Raw genomic sequence first — 18,408 nt, 5'->3', positions numbered from 1 at the left:
GACATGTCCATCGACCAGCTGCAAGGCAGATTCCCGATTTCGCCAAGGATGTCAGGCTCAACGTGGCGTCGATGACGGCGGACGAACCCTGTCACCATAGAGCAAACATGGATTGCTGCTGGCGAGCGCGATCGCCGCGCAATCCGATCGTGACGGCCGCAATATAAGCCGCCGCAGGCGTGGTGATGACGCAGCGGCGGTCGAGGCGGCGAAATCCATAGCATCCGTCATGGCGATGAACACCGTCTGGTACCGCTTCACTCACCTAGCCTCCAACCCGGAAAACAAGACAATGCCTGCTCGGCTGCGCATGAACGTGTTGGGCGATCTCAAGTAGACAGAGCCGATTTCAAGGTGTTGGCACTGGCGGTAAGCGCAATCAATGGGTGCGGTGCCTGCATGGACCGCCCATGAAAAGGCGCTGCGGCAATCCGGTGTCAGCTTGGACGCAATTCAAACGGCCGTGCGCTTTGCCGTGATCGTGCATTCAGTTGCCGTTGCGATCGAGGCGGCACGGCATGGCACCCGCAAGGGGCCGAGTAGTCCACCTTTTTGCACCTTTTGCCCCTCTTCTCCGGGCATGGTCGACGTGGAAGCCCATATCCAGGAGCTGAGTTCGCCGAAAGCGCTCTCACGGCCAAATATTCGGGCGTTGGTCGACTTTCGTCTGGCGCACGCAAGCTACGGCGATCTAGCTCCGCCGCGAGATCTTCTCCGCCGGGCGGATAACACGGCGGCAATCATAACTGCCCTCACCCGAACTTGAACAACACCCCATATCCGCCACGCGGATAGCCCCATTCGATGTCGCCGGTGGGCTCGCCGATGACGCGGCAGGTGCCGCACTCCATGCAGCCGTCGACGGTGACCTCGACCTGCCCCTTGTCATTAAGGTCATAGCAGCGCGCGGGGCAGGCTCTCAAAAGCGCAAGAAGCTGCGGCGAAGGCCTGGTATGCGCACGCACCTTGATGTGGGGACGTCCGGCGTCCACAAGATAGCGGTTGCAAAACAATTTGTCTTCGACACGCACTGATCGCTCGATTTTCATATTCAGCCTCGTTGATTCGAGTTGTGTTTCAAAGAATTAGCGCCAGGCGCGGGCGAAGCGGAATGCGTCGCCGAACAGCCCGGTCCAGGACCGCGCATTGACAAAGGATTTCAGCGTCGACTTCTGTTTCTCAGACTTTGGCGTACCGTCAACCCGAAGGTAGGTCTGCATCGCCTTGGAGATGAGCTGGGGGTAGGTCAGAAAGAAGTTTTGCGAGTTGGTATGCATCAGCCTCGGCATGTCCTTGTACTTCTTCATGTCCTTCAAGACGAAGGAGCGATCCAGCATCCTCTTGTAGAGCGCGAGATTTTCCGCGGTCATGCCAAGCCGGCGCGATTTCACCTGGAAGATCGCTTCGGCCGCGATCCGTCCGGACGTCATCGCAAGGTTGGACCCCTCGCGATGAATGGCGTTGTTGAGCTGCGCCGCGTCACCGACCACGACCCAGCCGTCTCCGTAGAGCTGCGGGATTGCCTTGTAGCCGCCCTCCGGGATGAGGTGCGCTGAATATTCCTTGACCTCCGACCCCTCGATCAGGGGCGCGACCGACGGGTGGCGCTTGAAGTGGTCGAGCAGCTCGTAGGGTGTCCGTCCGGTGCGTTGGAAGTCTGCGACAAGACACCCGATCCCGAGCGAAATGCATTCCTTATTGGCGTAGATGAAGCCCATCCCCGTCATACCGCCGGAAATGGTACCCGCAGCTTCGATCACAACGCCTTCGTCGCCGCTCAGATTGAAACGCGCTTCGATGGTCTCGCGCGGCAAAAAGTGCATTTCCTTTACCGCGAGGGCCACCTTGTTAGGTTTGGGGCGGTCTCGCAGGCGCGCACGCGTGCCGAGCAGGCCGTTCACGCCCTCGGCCAGCACCACGACATCTGCGTGGATCTCGCCGTCCTGGCGATCTGTACGAACACCGATGACTCTGCCATAGGCATCCTGCGCAAGATCGGTGACGGTGGTCTCGCACAGCACGGTCGCGCCTGCCTCGCGCACTTTTGAGGAGAACCAGCTATCGAACTGGGCCCGGATAATCGTGTACCGGTTAGCCCGCTCCTCATTGAAATCCTCCGAGCGGTAATGCAGCCCAACATGGGAGCGATCATCCATGATCCAGAACCGTTGTTCGACCAGATGTCGCTCAAGCGGTGCGTCCTCCCGGAACTCCGGGATCAGCTTTTCCAACATGTCGGCATAAAGTATTGCGCCCTGAACGTTCTTCGATCCGGCATATTCGCCGCGCTCGAGCTGCAGCACCTTCATGCCTTTCCTGGCCATGGTCAGTGCCGCCGCATTGCCCGCCATGCCGGCGCCGACAACGATTGCATCGAACCTTTCCTCGATCATGATAGTCTCCTTTAGCTCGCGATCCGGTCGCGCGAATGTGGCGAGAGCCGCGCCCGAAACGCGTCCGTCAGCGCCGGCAACAGGTGCATGGCGTCGCTGACGATGGCGATATGGGCAAAGTCGAAGATCGGCGCGTTCTTGTCGGTATTGATGGCGACGATCAGATCGGCGCCCTCGACGCCGACCCGATGCTGGATCGCGCCGGACACGCCCGCGGCGATATAGAGCTTTGGCCTGATCGTCTTGCCCGTCTGGCCGATCTGTCGGTCATAGGTGACCCATCCCTTTTGCACGAGGGGCCGGGAACAGCCATACTCGGCACCGAGCACGCCGGCCAGCTGCCGCACAAGCTGAAAGTTTTCTTGAGAACCGAGCCCAAGCCCACCGGCGACCACGACGTCGGCGTACGCAAGATTGGATTTGGCCGAATCACGGTCGGGGATGAACGACAGAACCTTGGTCACGATATCGTCTTCCACCAGGCCGAGCGGATGGACGATGATGCGGCCGGGATCGCGCGCGACACGCTCCGGCATCGGCATCACGCGCGGGCGGACGGTTGCCATCTGTGGCCGGTAATTCAACGTGTAGATCGTGCAGAGCAGCGAGCCGCCAAAGGTCGGACGGGTCGCCGCAAGCGAGCCATCCGCATCGACGTCGAGTTCGGTGCAGTCGGCGGTAAGACCAGTCAGCAGTGTGGTGGCGACCGAGCCCGCAAGATCGCGGCCGAGCGTTGTTGCTCCTAACAGCAAGATCTCGGGCTTGTAGATCTCCACGAGCTCGGACAGCGCCTTGGTGTAGGACTCGTTACGATAATCCGAGAGCACATTGTCGGCCACGAGATAAGTCAAATCGGCGCCGTAACAGAAGGCTTCGAGCGCGGCGTTGCGTGTGGCCTCGCCCTCAGGGCCGACGACAATAGCCGCGAGCTTAACCTTGAGCCTGTCGGCGAGTTTGCGGCCCGCCCCCATCAGCTCCCAGGAGACGGGATGCACTTGTCCGCGCTCCTGCTCGACGAAGACCCAGACATGTTTGTAGCCTTTGAACCGATCCGGCAACTGCTTCTTCGTTGCTGCGCGGCCCGCTGCGGCTGATGTGGGAGCCTTGATGACGTTGCTCATAACTTTGCATTCTCCTTCCGATCGATGCGCCTGCGCGACTAATCGGGTTCTGCCTTGGACTGTCGATTGAACATGGCTTTGATAAGTGATGAGCGCCCTTCGCCATTTGCTCGACGTCTCACACCCGCGGCCTTTTTCTCCGGGCATCGTACCTTCGACGCTCCGCGTCAGAAGCTGCGGACGCGGAGATCGAGGCCGACGGTTGTGGCGAGGTGATTGAGCTGCAGCAAACAGGGCTACTTGGCGATCCAGGCGCCGTCAATGTTACCGTCGATGGCCGACTTGCCGAAGAAGACGACAGCGAGCCAAGCAGACACTTACCTGATCTTTCGGATCGCGGCCGCGCGTGCGTGCGTCGTGGATGGCGTCGTAGCGCCGATAACGAAGCGCTCGGTGAGCAGCACCGCACCTTCGGCACCCAAGGTGTGCCGCTCCCGCGGTGAGTACTCGGCTGAATACGGTCCCATAGCGTGCACGGTAATCTCACGGGGTGGCTAGTCACTGAACTGGGGGGCGCCTCGGGGGCTACGGCTTCGCAACGGTTGGTCGGTACACCCCGCTGCACAATCGTGTTTGACAGGAACCGCGCGCGGATCTTCGCTGGCGCGGCGGGGACCTGTTTGATGCAGACGACGCTATGCATGCGTTTCTCCAGGACAAGCTCGATTCGTTGAGCGGACTTAGGTGCAGAGCAGCAAGTGTCATACCAACTGAGAACACCGCGAGGTCATGCACCAAAGGAATGAATTGGGCGCAGTTGCTAAAGTTGTTCTTGGCATCGGGGCAACAGGGCGCGGCGACATACGTCGGAAACGCGACAGGGCCGTCTCCCGCGTCGCTCCACAGACTCGACCGAACGAAGAGGCGCGCGCCGAGGCACGCCGCCGCTATTTGCTCTGCGGCAGACGGCATTTAAGAGAACGCTATTTCAACGTACTGAGCGGCACGAAGGCGGCCGGCTTTTTGGGTTCCGCGACCGCATCCTTCAGGACTTTGAAGACCCGCTGGTCGATTGGCGAAGACGCCACGAAATCGGCATAGGCCTGCTCCAGCATTGCCTTGCAGCGCGCAGCGATCTCCGCTTCCGCGGCACCGGCGAATTGCTCCTTGGCGAGATGTTGCCCCATGCGCTTTAGGATATGCAGGCGCGCGACATTGACGACCTTAGGATCGTAGTCGACGCCAAGCAGCGCAAATATCTCCTCAGCCGAGGAGGCCTTGTTGAGCCGATCGAGGATGCCGGCCCTCTGGTGTGTATTGCTCATCGAAACTGTCCCTGGATTGGCCTAGCAGTCTGGGTCGATATCCGGCAGCGCCTGGTGAGTTCGCGGAAAAAGCCGTTTCACGTGGGCCCTGCTGGAGATGGCCACACAGCCCATGTCCTCGGACTTCAACGCGATCTGCGAGAGCTTGGGCCGCGCTCCGATTGATTTGGTGGCGGGCCAGGTGAAACGCGAGAACTCACTCACGTGCGATCAGAACAGCATTCGCAAACATCGCGCCAGATCGCTGCCACCGTCTCGCGCGCGACCAGCCGCTTGTGCTCGATGGCGTATTTTCGCACGCGGGACAGGATGCGTCTGCTCTGCTCGGTGGTGGCGGCGAGTTGCAATTCCGCGAGCAGCGTGGTGATGGCCGAGAGCCCGGAATGCTTGCCGATCACGATCCGGTTGGAGCGCCCAAGCAAATGCGGGTCGAGCGCTTGATAGGTGCGTTCGTCCTTTAACAATCCATCGACATGAATGCCGGATTCGTGCGTGAACACATGCTCCCCGACGATCGCCTTGTTGAGAGGAATCGCACGTGTGGCCGCGGTCGCGACCAACGCGGCGACCTCTATGAGCTCCGGCAGAATGATGCCGGTGTCACGCCCGTAGAGCTGTTTGAGTGCGACCGCAACTTCCTCGAGCGGCGCATTGCCCGCCCGTTCGCCTAACCCGATGACAGTGACCGAAGCGTGGCTCGCGCCGCCCCTGATGGCTGCGAGCGTGTTGGCGGTCGCCAGCCCAAGATCGTCATGACCGTGAAATTCGAGCTCGAGATCGCTGGTGGCGCGCAGGCGCGCGATCAGCGCATAGGCCGAATCAGGGTCGAGCACGCTGAGCGTATCGGCGATCCGAAACCGCCGCGCGCCCGCGGCGTTCGCAGTCGCGATGAGACTGATGAGAAAGTCGACATCGGCGCGGGAGGAGTCCTCGCCTCCGACGGCGACATCAAGCCCTCGCCCGCGGGCGTAACCCACCACCCGCTTCACCTGCTGCAAGGCCTGGTCGCGATTCCCGCCAAGCTTGGCCGCGATCTGCACGTCCGAAGCCGGAATCGAAACATTGACCATCGACACCTTGGCCTCGATCGCCGCGTCGATATCGGGCTCACGCATGCGGCACCAAGCAATAGGGGTGAGCGGCAGACCCTCCTCGACAATGGCACGGATCGCCGCGATCTCATCATCGCCCATGGCGGGGGTTCCGGCCTCGATCTCCGTGATGCCGGCCCGGGCCAACGCACGCGCAATGGCCACCTTTTCCGCTGTGGTGAACGCAACACCAGGCGCCTGCTCGCCATCGCGCAGCGTGGTGTCATTGAGCACGGTCCGCTGGTTCCATACCGCCTCGGGCCATGATGGCTTGGCAGCGATGGTTTTGGCGTCGATCAACGAAGCCTCCTGATTGTGCTTGGCCAGGACTGCTTTTGGCAAACCGCATGCCACGCCCGCAGCTTCCGAACCCATTGACAATTCTTCATCTTTGCCATCGATGGGATGTCGACAGCGCGACAGTGTCGCAATACGGACGCGCCAGTTGAGCTCTCACCATTCTGCGTCCCGGATCAGCTTCGGTTGCGAGGCAGATCGACGATCAGATCGAGGCGTTAGGGTTCATCGGGTCGCAAACCCGGGCATATCGCATCAGGAGATTGGCTTCGGTCATGAGAAGCAGAACGCCACCGCCGTAGACAACATTTTCGGATGCGGGTGGGTATCGGTGTCGAAAACCGTCGTCAGGCATCAGACATCATCCAAACGCAACAGGACCGCTTGTGCGAATGATCAACAATGTGATGGACGCCGGCTTGCCGAGCCCGGGACGCAGGCGTTGGGCAGTCTCGCCCGAACACATCGCCGCTCGACATCCCTTCTCAGCGCCGGCAAGGCAAAGTTCCCTTCAGACCACAGGGCTTGCGGCTTGGGCGCAAGCTGGCCTTGAGCAGAAGAGCGACCCGCTGGTTCGCGCCTAATCCGCTGCACCAGATTTGGCTGCATCACCTGCACGTCCTCGACCAGCTGCGCGGCCGTCGGCCAGCAGTTGCGCCAAAGAACCATCTGTCGGCCGGCGGGAATACGGGTCAGCTGCCGCCCGCGATCGGAGCGGCCGGCGCCAACAGAACATCGCGCCGGCGCTCGGCCATGCGGCTCTCACCGCTTTCATCGCCAAAGCAGTGGTTGAAGTCCTTGCAGTCTGTGCACACCGGCGTCGTGCACAAGATGAGGCCCTCGTCCTCGCATAGCCTGCGATAAAAGAAGCGCTTCCAGCGCATGTTTTTGACGTTGCGCCTGGCGAGCGGCCCGAAATGGCGGTTGAGGAGACGCAACAGTTCACCACGATTGCGCAATCCGAGATCTGCCCACAGATGATTCGGCTCCATGACGCGGCGCGCGATCATCGCGGCCAGCCAACGGCCGGTGTCCCCTTCCGTCGATCGCTGCGCGAGCAAGAGATCACGTACCATTGTGACCTCGTCGTTGTCGACGTGCTCGAAATCCCGCGGCAACTCCTCCTCTTTGATCCGAACCGATGGAAAGCGTTGCTTGAGCAACGCCGCCAGCTCATCGCTGGACAGGCCGACCTTCTCGAAGAGGAGTCCACCTTCCATCGCACCGGCAGCCAGAATGGACGCCAGCACGTGACAGTCGAAACTGCTGTCATTGCTTGTGTCCGCATCTGCGGGGTGCATCCCGGTCAGCAGACGATAGCTCGCAATTCCCCTACATCCCTGGCCGCTCCCATCATTCCTCTCGGCAACCATGACAGGATAGAACTGCTCTTCGAACATGGGCGTCCGGTACCCTTTCCACATTGGTCAAGTCTGCCTCACCGTGTCGGCACGCGGGAGACACCCTTTCGCCCAACTGCCGGCCCTCCTTTTTGGGTATTGGGAGGGCCGGGCTGCGGCGTTGCGCCCTTTTACGATGCCGCAAGTTCGGCAGCGCTTTTGCCGACGATGGACTCATCAACGGCCTTCATGATGCCGTGCTCCATCAGCATGTCCTCGAGCTCGTCCATGGAGATCGGGGTCGGGATGATGCCTTTGCCGCCATTGTTGTGGATCTTTGCCGCGAGGTTGCGATAATGATCGGCCTGCTTGGAGTCCGGCGCGTATTCCAACACGGTCATGCGCCGCAGCTCCGCATGCTGCACAATGTTGTCGCGCGGCACGAAATAGATCAGCTCAGTGCCGAGCTTCTTGGCGAGTGCTTCGGCGAGCTCCAGCTCCTTGTCGGTCTGCCGCTCGTTGCAGACGAGGCCACCGAGCCGCACGCCGCCAGAGCTTGCATATTTCAGAATGCCCTTGGAGATGTTGTTGGCGGCATACATCGCCATCATCTCGCCGGACATCACGATGTAGATTTCCTGGGCCTTGTTTTCGCGGATCGGCATAGCAAAGCCGCCGCAGACGACGTCGCCGAGCACGTCGTAGGAGACGTAGTCGCGCTCCTCATAGGCGCCGTTCTCTTCCAGGAAGTTGATCGAGGTGATGACGCCGCGCCCGGCGCAGCCGACCCCGGGCTCCGGGCCACCCGACTCGACGCAGCGGATATCCTTGTAGCCGATCTTCATCACGTCCTCGAGTTCGAGGTCCTCGACGCTGCCGGCGTTGGCGGCCAGGCTCAGGATCGTATCCTGCGCCTTGGCGTGCAGAATAAGGCGAGTCGAGTCCGCCTTTGGATCGCAGCCCACGATCAGGATCTTGTGACCCATCTCGGCCAGTGCCGCCAGCGTGTTCTGCGACGTGGTCGACTTTCCGATACCGCCCTTGCCGTAGAACGCGATTTGTCTCAGTGAAGCCATGTTGCTCTCTCCATCAACCGATTTGCCAAAGATTGCGTGCTGTTTTTCACGCGAGCTTGTTTCTCTTTCAGAAACGGGGCACACGGGTCCAAGGGTAGGAGAGCATCGCTCGTCTTGCGCGTCGGCGTGCACTCAGCCCTTACTCAGTGTTGCTGCATCGCAGTAGCAACTGCCGTGCCAATGCTGGGTCTCCTATTTAAGCTTCTGATGATGCACTGCAAACTTCGCGATCGCTCACCGCGCTGGATGTTTCGAACCTGACAGCAGCTGCGCGGCTGTGAGCAATCTGACAGCGCTCACATTTTCGGAGACATAAGTCTCCTTCCGACCCACTCATCCGCGAAACGCAACCGCCTCAATGGAAGGTCAAATGCAAGTGCGGCCGAGCCTCTCGGCACGAGTTTCAAAGGCGATGTTCCGATCAGCATCGAAACTCGAGCACATAGACCTCAAACCGGGGTTCGCGCTTGATGAAGATGTCGTGACCGGTTGGTCTTAGCCTCACGCTGCATCAGGAATTAGGGGCCGAGACATTTCCGGCGCCCGCGCGCAGAGAGATCGATCGGCCGGAATTCTATCTCGTGCTGACTGGGCTTTGTTGGAGGACCCACCGATGCGCGGACGCAGATCGGTCATCGAGAGCCCGATTGTCGGGCGGCTCGCATGCGTTTTATTCACGACAATCGACGGCGAGACCGCGATAGAGACCTTGAGGGGGCCCCACACGGCCGCTCGCGGACCGCGTGCCCACGATCCGGTTCCAGCGGCTTCTCATAGATAGCCGCGCGCATGCCAATGTTGATGGACGCGCCAGCCCATCGTCTCCATGATGAACTCGAACCCTCATCGGTGCGAAAGCGGCAGCGCCACCGCGCCGTCGGCGGTCTTTCCGCGTCCGGGAACTCGTCACGGCGGTAACGGTGATGCGCCTTGCCCGCACCCTGCGACAGGGACGTAAACGTCTGCGAATGCAACCCCAGTCACCCCGAAGGGTCCCTCGCCGCCAGAACAATGCCAATCGCCAGCAGCGGATCGGCTGTGATCTGGACACAGTGTTCGGACCGGTCGAGCAAGTGCAGGTCAAAATGCGGAAAGCTGCGAAAGGGCGGCTCGGTGACATCCGACGCATCGCATCGCACCAGGGCGAGATGGGGAAAGCGGCGCCGGAGCTCGGTAAAGGGGCTCGCGCGGCCTTCTGCGGCTGTGATCACTTGCTCAAGTTCGATCAGCTCGTTTTCGTTCAGTGCCATTGACCGCCTTTTATCGTTTGTGGGCGTAAACAATAGCGTTATCGCCAGAACACCCGGTCGAGATCGGCATTAACCTCATCGGTCACTGCGTTCAGCCGCTGATGGACGCTGTGGAATTGCCAGCTTCCTCGCGCATGGTCTTTCCAGAACAGCTTCCACAATCCGCATATGGCGTCATGATGGATCAACGCGACATCAATCACGCGGCCCTCCTTGTCGATGTCGCGTGAGCAGCAGGGGCTCTCGATGAGATAGCCGCCCTTAACCGGCTTCACACTGGGTGAGACATAACGATAGCGTCTGCGGGAGCCCATTGCACATTCGATCCGCTTGCGATCGACCTCGTTCGGGTGAGCATTCAGGCCGACGACTGCCCTTTTCATGACCGCAGCATTCATTGCGAAAGCCCCCTTTAAGGCCGCGTTCTTTGCGCTTCAGGACAGCCGACCGGCCGCCCGGCAAAACTCTAGAGGCTAGGTCCGTACGTTCGCTTGTGTGTGCGCTCTCAACCGTACGATCTCGCCGATGCGGCCGACGCCGGCCAAAAGGTCCATCAAGCCGGCGACCATCCGTGAAACAGCCGCCGTTTGTGTGGTTGCCGGCGGATCTGAGCCGCGGGCGCCATTCGGATGTCGAATGACGGGGCGCGATCATGACGGGAGCCCTTCTCGCGATAGCGGGCCCTCGAGCTCGGTGCGTGCGTCAACCGAATCAAGTTCCTTGCATTTCATTCCGACGCGGCGGCCGGTTTGAAGAAACTCGACGCCGTAGACGTAGAATTGCTGCAGGAACGTGCCGATAGAAACGACGTAACCGACCTCGCCTTTCTTGGCCAGGACGTCCCCGATCTCCTTGCCGGCATAGGTCCCGTCATTGCGGACGGTGCGATTGGCCCTCACCTTTTCACCAAGGTTGAAAACCGGCGGTCCATCCAGCTCTATGACGTCACTGTCGCGGACGATGTTGTTCATGCATCACTCCGTCGTGAACTTGATCGGGTCGCATTCTGCGAGCTCGCTGGCCGCCGTGGCCCCAACTGCCGGGATGAAGCGGGCGATTTTCTCTTCAGCTACTGTCAACGTGAACTCCATGACGCTTACGCTTTCAGGCCGGCGGCTGGTATCGCGGCAATGAGGTGTCGATGACGCAGGTCTTGTCGACCGGGCAGACCGCAACACATTGCGGCTCCTCGAAGTGACCGAAGCATTCGGTACATTTTTTTGGGTCAATCACGAACGTTCCGCCCTTCTCGAAGATCGCCACGTTGGGACATTCGGTCTCGCAAGCGGAGCAGCCCGTGCATTGCGAAGAAATGATCTTGAACGGCATTCGATGTCCTCTTCACGCTACCGAAACCATCGGGTCCTGCCGGATCGCTCCGTCACCCCGTTCGACATGCTGGATGTCGCCGCTTTTCACCTTCTCGAGATAAGAGCTGAACCATGCGATCGCGGACGTCTCGATTAACTCGTGCGCGTATTGATCGACCGGCTCGATGCCAGCCTTGTGGAGTTCGCCCCTCGGCCGACCGCCGATCCTGGCGACGAACACGGCATGGCAGTCATTGATGGAGCGGATGATGGCGGCAAGGTCATCCTGCGCGCCATAACCGCCCTGGCAGTAGTGATCGACGCGGCGGTCACCGACGAATTTGGCGCCGGATCTCGAAACTTCATACACCTGGAACTCCTTGGCATGCCCAAAATGCTCGTTGATCAGGCCAGCGTCCTTGGTTGCGACCGCGATCAGCACTTTGATGTCGCTTGTCCCGCCTGCATGCTCCCCCGCTCCCTCCTGCGTAGGAACTATTCTGGCGTGGCGTTCCTCCTCGATCCTGGCCTGGTAGGCCTTGCGCGCCTCAGGGTCGTAGTTGACGGTCATGGTCACAATCTTCTCCTTCGTAAACTCCGCGCGTCGATCCTCGCCGAGCAGTCCGACCGCGTCGGCGCGGCATTGGCGGCAATGGCGCATCATGTTCATCTCGCCTTCGCATGCGTCCTGCAGCGCCTTCAATTCGCTTGTCCTCGGCACGCGCTGGCCCTTGAGGCCGAATACGGTGCCGTGCTCGGGGGCTGCGATCAGCGGCATGATGTTGTGCAGGAACGCGCCGCGCGACTTCACGGCTTTGTTGACCTCAACCAGGTGCCGCTCGTTGATGCCCGGGATCATGACTGAATTGATCTTGCAGAGAATGCCTCGCGCGGAGAGCATTTCGAGACCCTTGAACTGACGGCTGGTCAAGATTTTCGCCGCCGCAATCCCGCGGTAGCGCTTGTGGTTATAGAAGATCCACGGATAGATCTGGGTGCCGATCTCGGGATCGATCATGTTGATCGTGATGGTGACGTGCTCGATGTTCAATCGGGCGATGGTGTCGACGTGATCCGGCAAGGCGAGCCCGTTGGTCGATAGACATAGTTTGATATCGGGCGCGGCTTTGGCCACGAGCTCGAAAGTCCTGAAAGTCTTGTCTGGATTGGCCAGGGGATCGCCGGGACCGGCAATGCCAAGCACGGTCATCTGCGGAATGCGGGAGGCGACCGCGAGCACCTTTTTGGCCGCCTGCTCGGGCGTGAGCTTCTCGCTGGTCACGCCCGGGCGCGATTCGTTGGCGCAGTCATATTTGCGATTGCAGTAGTTGCACTGCATGTTGCAAGCTGGCGCCACCGCAACGTGCATGCGCGCGTAGTGGTGATGCGCCTCGACGCTGTAGCAGGGGTGCTTCTTCACCTTGTCCCAGATCGCCGGCGGCAGATCGGCTTGGCCACCGTGTGCCCCGCAGCTCGCTTTGCCGCGGCTGACCAAGGTGCCGCAGCTCTTAGGCTCGGTGGCCAGCGTGGTCTCGCCGCCATTTCGTGTCTTTCTAGCGCTGCTGCCGCGCTCCGCTGCGTCCATGTCCAATTCTTTCTCCAAGCCGAACAGGCTTCCCGGAGCCACTCCTGGGCGAACTCCTGAACTTGGATTAGCAACTCACATGCCATCGCCGCAGGCGACCGATTTTCTCATCTCCGCCAATCAGTTAGTCAGAGCTACCTGCGCTGTTGCGCAGCCGACAGCGAGCATACGGCGTGTTGGAAATGCGACAGGCGTTGGGATCCCGGGAGCGATCACGGCACCTGTCCATTGACACTCCCGCTCGGCGGCACCGGCACCTTTCACTGTGATCGGACGGCTGCCACGGCTGGACCGAGGTGGGCGAGCTTCGCTTTGCCAGCGCCTCTAATTGGCCAGCAAGATCTCCACGGCGCGCGGGATCGCAATCGCGAGCGGGATCAAGCCTTGGTCGATCAGGAATCTCAGCTCGTTGCGCGAGAGCGCATCCGGTTCAACAAGTGCGTAGTGAACGTCTGCCGAGCGCTTCATGATCTGCCGCGCATAAATGCGCAGCAGCTGATCGTCGAACCGACAGCCGATGAAAAGAAAGCTCCGCCCAATCCGCCGCTGCTTGACGATCCCCGGAATCGGCGTCTGGATATCGATCTCGGTCAGGACCTCGACATAATCGGCGTCGGAGATCAGGAAGTTTCTGGCCGGCAGCACGCCGCCATGTGGCTTGTAGAGGACCGTGGTCCAGTTGCCGGCCGCCAGAGAATCGACCTCGTTGCCATCGGCGTCATAGAAACGATACCAGCGGACCTCGCCGATGCCGGCGCGGGTGATGCCCTGGATTTCGCCCCATCCGTCATGCTTGGCAAGTGCCGCGCGCATCGCGCCATCATACCAGGTATCGACGATCATCGGTAAGCGTAACGCAGCGAGATGACGATGCAAGGCCGCCGGCTCGACCGGTGCGGCAAACGCCTGGGCCATCAGGCCCGTCACAGTGGACCGATGCTTGCGGCTCTCGATATGTTGTGCTGCAGCCCAGACATTGCCGCGGGCCCGGCGCGGCAGCGCGATCTTGGTGCCGAAGAAGATCGCCAGCGCATCAGGTGTCAATGGCACGTCAGGCTTGGACAACGCGGCGAGGCCGGGGCCGAGATAGGGAACAATGCTGCCGGCACGGAGTCTCGCCGCAACATCGGCGAGCAACGCCTCCGCATCCGTCCCCTTGAGAACGGTGATTTGTGGCAGCGCGCTCATCGTTCATCGCCGTCCCCGCCAACTCTTTTGGCATTGATCGTGATCGGCAGCGGCGTATCGCTCGCCAGTTCGGGCAGACAGAGCACCCATCCATTCGTCAATCTGATCCAACCGCCCCACAGCGTCTCGTGCTCGGATTCGACGATTCTCTCTTCAATATCCTTCTTCGGCACGTAAATCGACAAGCCCGCCTCCGGAGAGCGGCGGATCATGATTTTCATGAGATCAACTCCAGGAATTACGAATTGCTAGCGGGGCGAGCTCTCGGGACATGCCACGCAGACGAGCCAGGATTTCGGATAGCGCACGCGCGACCTGGTTGATCTCTTCATCGGTGGTTTCATGGGATAGCGAAAAGCGGATCGCGCCGTGCAGGCTGTTTGCCGGCACCTGCATGGCGCGCAGGACATGCGAGGGCTCCATCGCGCCGGAGCTACAGGCCGATCCGAGCGACGCGGCAATGCCGGCGCGATTAAGGTGATGGAGGATCGCTTCGCCATCGAGACCGTCGAAGGCGATATTGGTTGTGTTCGACAGCCGGTTACTGGGATCGCCAAGGACCTCGCAGTGCCCGCTCTGCAATATCAGTTGCTCCAGGCGATCGCGTAGCGCCGCAACACGAACGCACGCTCCGTCGAGCCGCTCTGCGGCAAGCTCTGCCGCCTTTCCGAGGCCGACGATGCCCGGGACGTTCTCGGTTCCGCCGCGGCGACGGCGTTCCTGGGCTCCGCCCCAGATCAGCGGTCTGAAGTTCGTGCCTTTGCGCAAATAAAGCGCGCCGATCCCCTTGGGTCCGTGCAGCTTGTGCCCGGACAGCGACAGCATGTCGATAACGCTAGCCTTCAGGTCAATGGGTACCCTGCCGACCGCCTGCACGGCATCGGTATGAAACAGCGCGCCGGAGGCACGCGTCCAGGCGGCCAGACGTTCCACCGGGAAGATAGTGCCGGTCTCGTTGTTGGCCCACATCACCGATGCAATCGCCGTACGTGGTCCAAGCGCCGATCGAAACGCTTCAAGGTCGAGCCGGCCGCGCGAATCCACCGCGATCAGATGAACTTTGACGCCGCTTTTAGCCAACTGTTCGACCAGCGCCAGGATCGCCTGATGCTCGACCGAGGTGGTGACGATCTCGTCCCGACCCTCCTGCCTCGCAAGCGCCGAGACAATGGCGGCATTGTTGGATTCCGTTCCGCCAGAGGTGAAGACGATCTCATCATCGTGGGCAGCCCCTAACAACGACTGCACGCTGCGGCGTGCCTGCCCCATCGCGCCCGCGACCTGCCTGCCGAAGGCATGGGCTGAGGAGGCATTGCCGAACTCTTCGGTAAAGAATGGCAACATGGCCTGCACGACCGACGGGTCCGTTCGGGTCGTCGCATTGTTGTCGAGATAAACCGCCACTGAAGCCTTGCTCAATGTGGCGCCGTCGGTGCGCCGGCGACGGGGATCAGGCGAACGAATTCGCCGAGCTTTTCGATCAGCCGCGCCTGAATGCCCTCAAGCGTTGCAGCTGACAGCTTGCAGAGCACACAGGCCCCGGTCAGCTTGACCATGATCTTGGTGCCGTCGATGGCAACCAGTTGACAGTCACCGCCATCGCGTTTCAGATTGGGGCGGATCTCCTCGATCACAGTGCGAATCACTTGCTCCCGGTCCACCTCAGTGGCCGGCGTTTGCTTCAGATGCTTGGATTCGGCCAGCATGCTTGTGATCCCTTTCATCAGCCGAAGGATTTGCCGCACGAGCAGTTTGCCTTGGCGTTCGGGTTGTCGAAGGTGAATCCCGAGCCCTCCTGCGCCAGCACGAAATCGATGGTGGTGCCGGCGAGATATTTGTGGCTGTCGTTGTCGAGAAACAACCTGACCCCGTCGCGCTCGATCACGGTATCGTCGGATTTCGTCTCATTGGCCAAGCCCATGATGTATTTGAAGCCGGCACAGCCGCCGGACTCAACCGTAATGCGCAAGCCGCTCGCTCCCGATGTTGAAATCACGCCCCTGATCGCGTTCAGTGCGTTATCTGTCAAATTGATCATGGCTCACCCTTTCACCTGCGTGGCTTGGCTGGCTGCAAGTTGGCAAATCGCATGCCAGCGCACACGCGCCTGATAGGCTTGAGTTTTTCAATTCCTGCCTGTTGGCTTTGCGACCCGTGTCGTCTTCCTGACGATGCCGTTTTCGGGAGTGAAGCGCGCACGTCTCGTTTCTTCAGGTGCTACGCAAGTGAAGCGCAGTCCCAGGGCCGGCAAGCAATTTGCATTCCGTGTTGTGCCGGTCGAGGGCCGGCGATGAGCTTAGATCGAGGACGATTTTCATGACTGCAATCGAGAACACCGCGCTCGGCCGGCTGGACAAGGAGGGACGACTTCTCAATGCCGTACTCAAGGGCGAGACGGCCAAGCCGGGCCGATTCGGTTTTCGTGGCGATATCGCGCTGAAGTTCCAGGCCCAGCTCGCGGACGAGAAGCGGCCGCCGGAATATTCAATCGAGCAGGTCTTGACGATCGTGCAGGAGGGCGAAAGCACGATCCCGGTGCTGGCCGGCTATCTGCATTCATTGGCCTATCTCACCGAGGTCGGCAGCGTTCTTGACGGCGCGCTGAGGCCTGACGGGCGCTACTTCATGTTCTGCAACAATATAGATCTGTTGGCGAAGTACCGGACCAAGGTCGGCGACATCAGCTTCCACATCCTCCCGTGCGATGAATCGACCGTCTGGAAAGAGATGATGGGGTTGGCCGGGCTCGACAAGAACGACTTCAAGAAGTTCGATGCAGGCGGCAAGCTGGATTACCTGCTCAACGCAGCCGTGGCCCTCGATGTCTCCTATGAGGAGATTACTTACGAGGACGGGCTAAAGCGGATGGGGCCCGTGAAGAACCGCAACCAGAACCGCCCGGTCTGAGCGCTGGCTTCGAATCTGGCCAAGGCGCCCTCCTCGACAGGTCAAACCGTCAGCAGATGTGCCCTCCATTTCCATCGCAGTGATGAGCGTGAGCCGCGCGCGCTGCAGCGCGTCAACGCAGCGAGCGTGCGGCGCTCGATGCGATCTTCCTTGCCACGCATCAGCCAGATGCCGTTGGCGCGGAAGAACTGCCGGCGTTCGCCCCCGAATTGATGGCGATTCCAAACTTCGGGTGCAAAAGAAACGGCTTGGCTCCAGCACACCACACGGGGACAGCCGACGACCTGCGGCTGTCGTTCGAGTCAACGATCACGCGATGGAAATGCATGCGCCCAGGCGCACTGTAGGAGGTTTGACTGAAGAGCAACGTGGATCGATTCGGGATTTTACGCGATGTGCTTTTCCAAACAGGTTTACGGCTCTGCAACAAGCCATTCGCTTGCTTTGGCACATAACTCACAGTGAACGGCCCTGCTGTCATTCGCGGGACCAGCACTCGGGCCCCTGTTAATTGGCGCGGCTCTTGCTCACGTGCCTCACCGTAATCATGCAGCGCAACTGCGTTGTCGGCAGCGTTTGCTGCAGCGAGGACACTTCTCTTCGAGGTCCAAATGTCTCCAGGAACTGATCACCAGGGTCGACTGTTCGCGATTATCCTCGGCACCAACGAGATTGCATCCGCGATCGCCATCCAGCTTGCGCGCGGCGGAACTTGCGTTGTGCTGTCGCATGATCCCGATCCGCCTGTGATCCGGCGCAGGATGGCCTTCCATGACGCTCTGTTCGCCGGGATCGCACAGGTCGAAGATATTGTGGGTGAGCGCCTCGACGAGGCCATGCAGGTGCTTAGAGCGCTACGCGAGGACGCTAGCCGACGAAGACGGGTGATCGTCTCCCATCTCGGCCTTGTCGACCTGCTGCCGATCCGCCGTATTGATGTGCTGATCGACGCGCGTCTGCAGAAGCGCCGGATCAGGCCCGACCTGCGGCGGCTCGCGGGACTGACAATAGGTCTGGGCCCCGGCTTCTCCGGAAGCTCGAACTGCGATGTCGCGATCGAAACCCGGCCCGGCAGGATCGGCCTGGTCCAGCGAGATGGGTGGACGGATGCGGCTGACGGAATTGCGAGCCGGCTCGGTGATCTCGGCGCGGAACGTTTTGTTTATTCCAATTTCGTTGGCACCTGGCGAACATCGATCGCAATTGGAACGCATGTCGACAAGGATCTCGTGCTCGGTCATCTCTCCGGGATGCCCATCATGGCGCCGCGCGATGGCGTATTGCGCGGCATCATCCGTGATGGGACCGAGGTCCCTTGTGGCGTCAAGCTGCTCGAGATCGACCCGCGCGGCATACTGGCGCAATGGACCGGTATCGACGATCGCGGCCGGGCAATCGCCAGCGCGACCTTAAGTGCGGTCCTTCGAGGTGCGGCGCAGCGGTTCGGCCTCGTCATTGATGCGGAGATGTCGGGACAAGCGTAACGGGCCGCCCTACCGGCCGCCTCAAACGCGTCACTTTGCTCTTTGGAGAGGGCCAAAAATCCGCTCCGCATGGTCGGGTGAGCTGGCATTGGGCAGGAACG

General features: G+C 60.7%; 19 protein-coding genes and 1 pseudogene. 3 read left to right on the top strand and 17 right to left on the bottom strand.

Features of this window, described 5'->3' with window-relative positions; translation table 11 throughout:
- Positions 1 to 3: 3 nt before the first annotated feature.
- Positions 4 to 514: pseudogene (locus JJC00_RS07640) on the top strand (carboxymuconolactone decarboxylase family protein); the annotation flags it as partial.
- 238 nt (positions 515 to 752) lie between these two features.
- On the opposite strand, the gene JJC00_RS07635 reads toward JJC00_RS07640, so the two are convergent.
- The 17 genes from JJC00_RS07635 to JJC00_RS07555 all read right to left on the bottom strand — a co-directional run bounded on the left by JJC00_RS07635 (position 753) and on the right by JJC00_RS07555 (position 15,954).
- Complete coding sequence (locus tag JJC00_RS07635; protein ID WP_200472060.1) at positions 753 to 1,049, bottom strand: ferredoxin family protein; 297 nt, start codon at positions 1,047 to 1,049, stop codon at positions 753 to 755.
- 36 nt (positions 1,050 to 1,085) lie between these two features.
- Positions 1,086 to 2,393, bottom strand: coding sequence for an FAD-dependent oxidoreductase (locus JJC00_RS07630; protein ID WP_200472059.1), 1,308 nt, complete (start codon positions 2,391 to 2,393; stop codon positions 1,086 to 1,088).
- Positions 2,394 to 2,404: 11 nt separating this feature from the next.
- On the bottom strand, positions 2,405 to 3,514 hold the full coding sequence (locus tag JJC00_RS07625; protein WP_200472058.1) for an electron transfer flavoprotein subunit alpha/FixB family protein: 1,110 nt from the start codon (positions 3,512 to 3,514) through the stop codon (positions 2,405 to 2,407).
- Between the two features lie 923 nt (positions 3,515 to 4,437).
- Positions 4,438 to 4,779, bottom strand: coding sequence for a nitrogenase stabilizing/protective protein NifW (gene nifW / locus JJC00_RS07620; protein ID WP_200472057.1), 342 nt, complete (start codon positions 4,777 to 4,779; stop codon positions 4,438 to 4,440).
- Positions 4,780 to 4,979: 200 nt separating this feature from the next.
- A complete protein-coding gene (nifV, locus tag JJC00_RS07615; protein WP_433996495.1) occupies positions 4,980 to 6,170 on the bottom strand; it encodes a homocitrate synthase in 1,191 nt (396 codons plus the stop codon).
- 689 nt (positions 6,171 to 6,859) lie between these two features.
- A complete protein-coding gene (locus JJC00_RS07610) occupies positions 6,860 to 7,567 on the bottom strand; it encodes a nitrogen fixation protein NifQ (protein WP_433996494.1) in 708 nt (235 codons plus the stop codon).
- Between the two features lie 131 nt (positions 7,568 to 7,698).
- Positions 7,699 to 8,583 (bottom strand): nitrogenase iron protein, encoded by an 885-nt coding sequence (gene nifH / locus JJC00_RS07605; protein WP_200472055.1) that lies wholly within the window; start codon positions 8,581 to 8,583, stop codon positions 7,699 to 7,701.
- Positions 8,584 to 9,563: 980 nt separating this feature from the next.
- Positions 9,564 to 9,833 carry a hypothetical protein gene (locus JJC00_RS07600; RefSeq protein WP_200472054.1) on the bottom strand — a complete coding sequence of 90 codons (270 nt, stop codon included), beginning with the start codon at positions 9,831 to 9,833 and terminating at the stop codon, positions 9,564 to 9,566.
- 38 nt (positions 9,834 to 9,871) lie between these two features.
- Positions 9,872 to 10,231, bottom strand: a complete 360-nt coding sequence (locus JJC00_RS07595; RefSeq protein WP_200472053.1) for a DUF3024 domain-containing protein — start codon at positions 10,229 to 10,231, stop codon at positions 9,872 to 9,874.
- Between the two features lie 252 nt (positions 10,232 to 10,483).
- Positions 10,484 to 10,804 (bottom strand): nitrogen fixation protein NifZ, encoded by a 321-nt coding sequence (locus JJC00_RS07590; RefSeq protein WP_200472052.1) that lies wholly within the window; start codon positions 10,802 to 10,804, stop codon positions 10,484 to 10,486.
- A 133-nt stretch (positions 10,805 to 10,937) separates the two neighbouring features.
- A complete protein-coding gene (locus tag JJC00_RS07585; RefSeq protein ID WP_200472051.1) occupies positions 10,938 to 11,162 on the bottom strand; it encodes a 4Fe-4S binding protein in 225 nt (74 codons plus the stop codon).
- 12 nt (positions 11,163 to 11,174) lie between these two features.
- On the bottom strand, positions 11,175 to 12,728 hold the full coding sequence (nifB, locus tag JJC00_RS07580) for a nitrogenase cofactor biosynthesis protein NifB (RefSeq protein ID WP_200472050.1): 1,554 nt from the start codon (positions 12,726 to 12,728) through the stop codon (positions 11,175 to 11,177).
- Between the two features lie 324 nt (positions 12,729 to 13,052).
- On the bottom strand, positions 13,053 to 13,916 hold the full coding sequence (locus tag JJC00_RS07575; RefSeq protein ID WP_200472049.1) for an SIR2 family NAD-dependent protein deacylase: 864 nt from the start codon (positions 13,914 to 13,916) through the stop codon (positions 13,053 to 13,055).
- Positions 13,913 to 14,137, bottom strand: coding sequence for a putative nitrogen fixation protein NifT (gene nifT, locus JJC00_RS07570; RefSeq protein WP_200472048.1), 225 nt, complete (start codon positions 14,135 to 14,137; stop codon positions 13,913 to 13,915). Before nifT ends, JJC00_RS07575 begins: the two co-directional genes overlap by 4 nt.
- 4 nt (positions 14,138 to 14,141) lie before the next feature.
- Positions 14,142 to 15,335, bottom strand: a complete 1,194-nt coding sequence (nifS, locus tag JJC00_RS07565; RefSeq protein ID WP_433996493.1) for a cysteine desulfurase NifS — start codon at positions 15,333 to 15,335, stop codon at positions 14,142 to 14,144.
- A complete protein-coding gene (locus JJC00_RS07560; RefSeq protein WP_200472046.1) occupies positions 15,332 to 15,622 on the bottom strand; it encodes a NifU family protein in 291 nt (96 codons plus the stop codon). The genes nifS and JJC00_RS07560 overlap by 4 nt, the downstream gene beginning before the upstream one ends.
- Positions 15,623 to 15,639: 17 nt before the next feature.
- Positions 15,640 to 15,954, bottom strand: coding sequence for a HesB/IscA family protein (locus JJC00_RS07555; RefSeq protein WP_200472045.1), 315 nt, complete (start codon positions 15,952 to 15,954; stop codon positions 15,640 to 15,642).
- 278 nt (positions 15,955 to 16,232) lie between these two features.
- Between JJC00_RS07555 and JJC00_RS07550 the strand changes: the two genes are divergently transcribed.
- Positions 16,233 to 16,823 carry a hypothetical protein gene (locus JJC00_RS07550; protein WP_200472044.1) on the top strand — a complete coding sequence of 197 codons (591 nt, stop codon included), beginning with the start codon at positions 16,233 to 16,235 and terminating at the stop codon, positions 16,821 to 16,823.
- A 611-nt stretch (positions 16,824 to 17,434) separates the two neighbouring features.
- Positions 17,435 to 18,307, top strand: a complete 873-nt coding sequence (locus JJC00_RS07545; RefSeq protein WP_200472043.1) for a xanthine dehydrogenase — start codon at positions 17,435 to 17,437, stop codon at positions 18,305 to 18,307.
- Positions 18,308 to 18,408 lie beyond the last annotated feature (101 nt).

This window comes from Bradyrhizobium diazoefficiens (genome assembly GCF_016616885.1).
Lineage (GTDB): Bacteria > Pseudomonadota > Alphaproteobacteria > Rhizobiales > Xanthobacteraceae > Bradyrhizobium > Bradyrhizobium diazoefficiens_F.
Note: the sequence above shows the minus strand (reverse complement) of the source record. Positions and strands in the feature narration are given on the sequence as shown.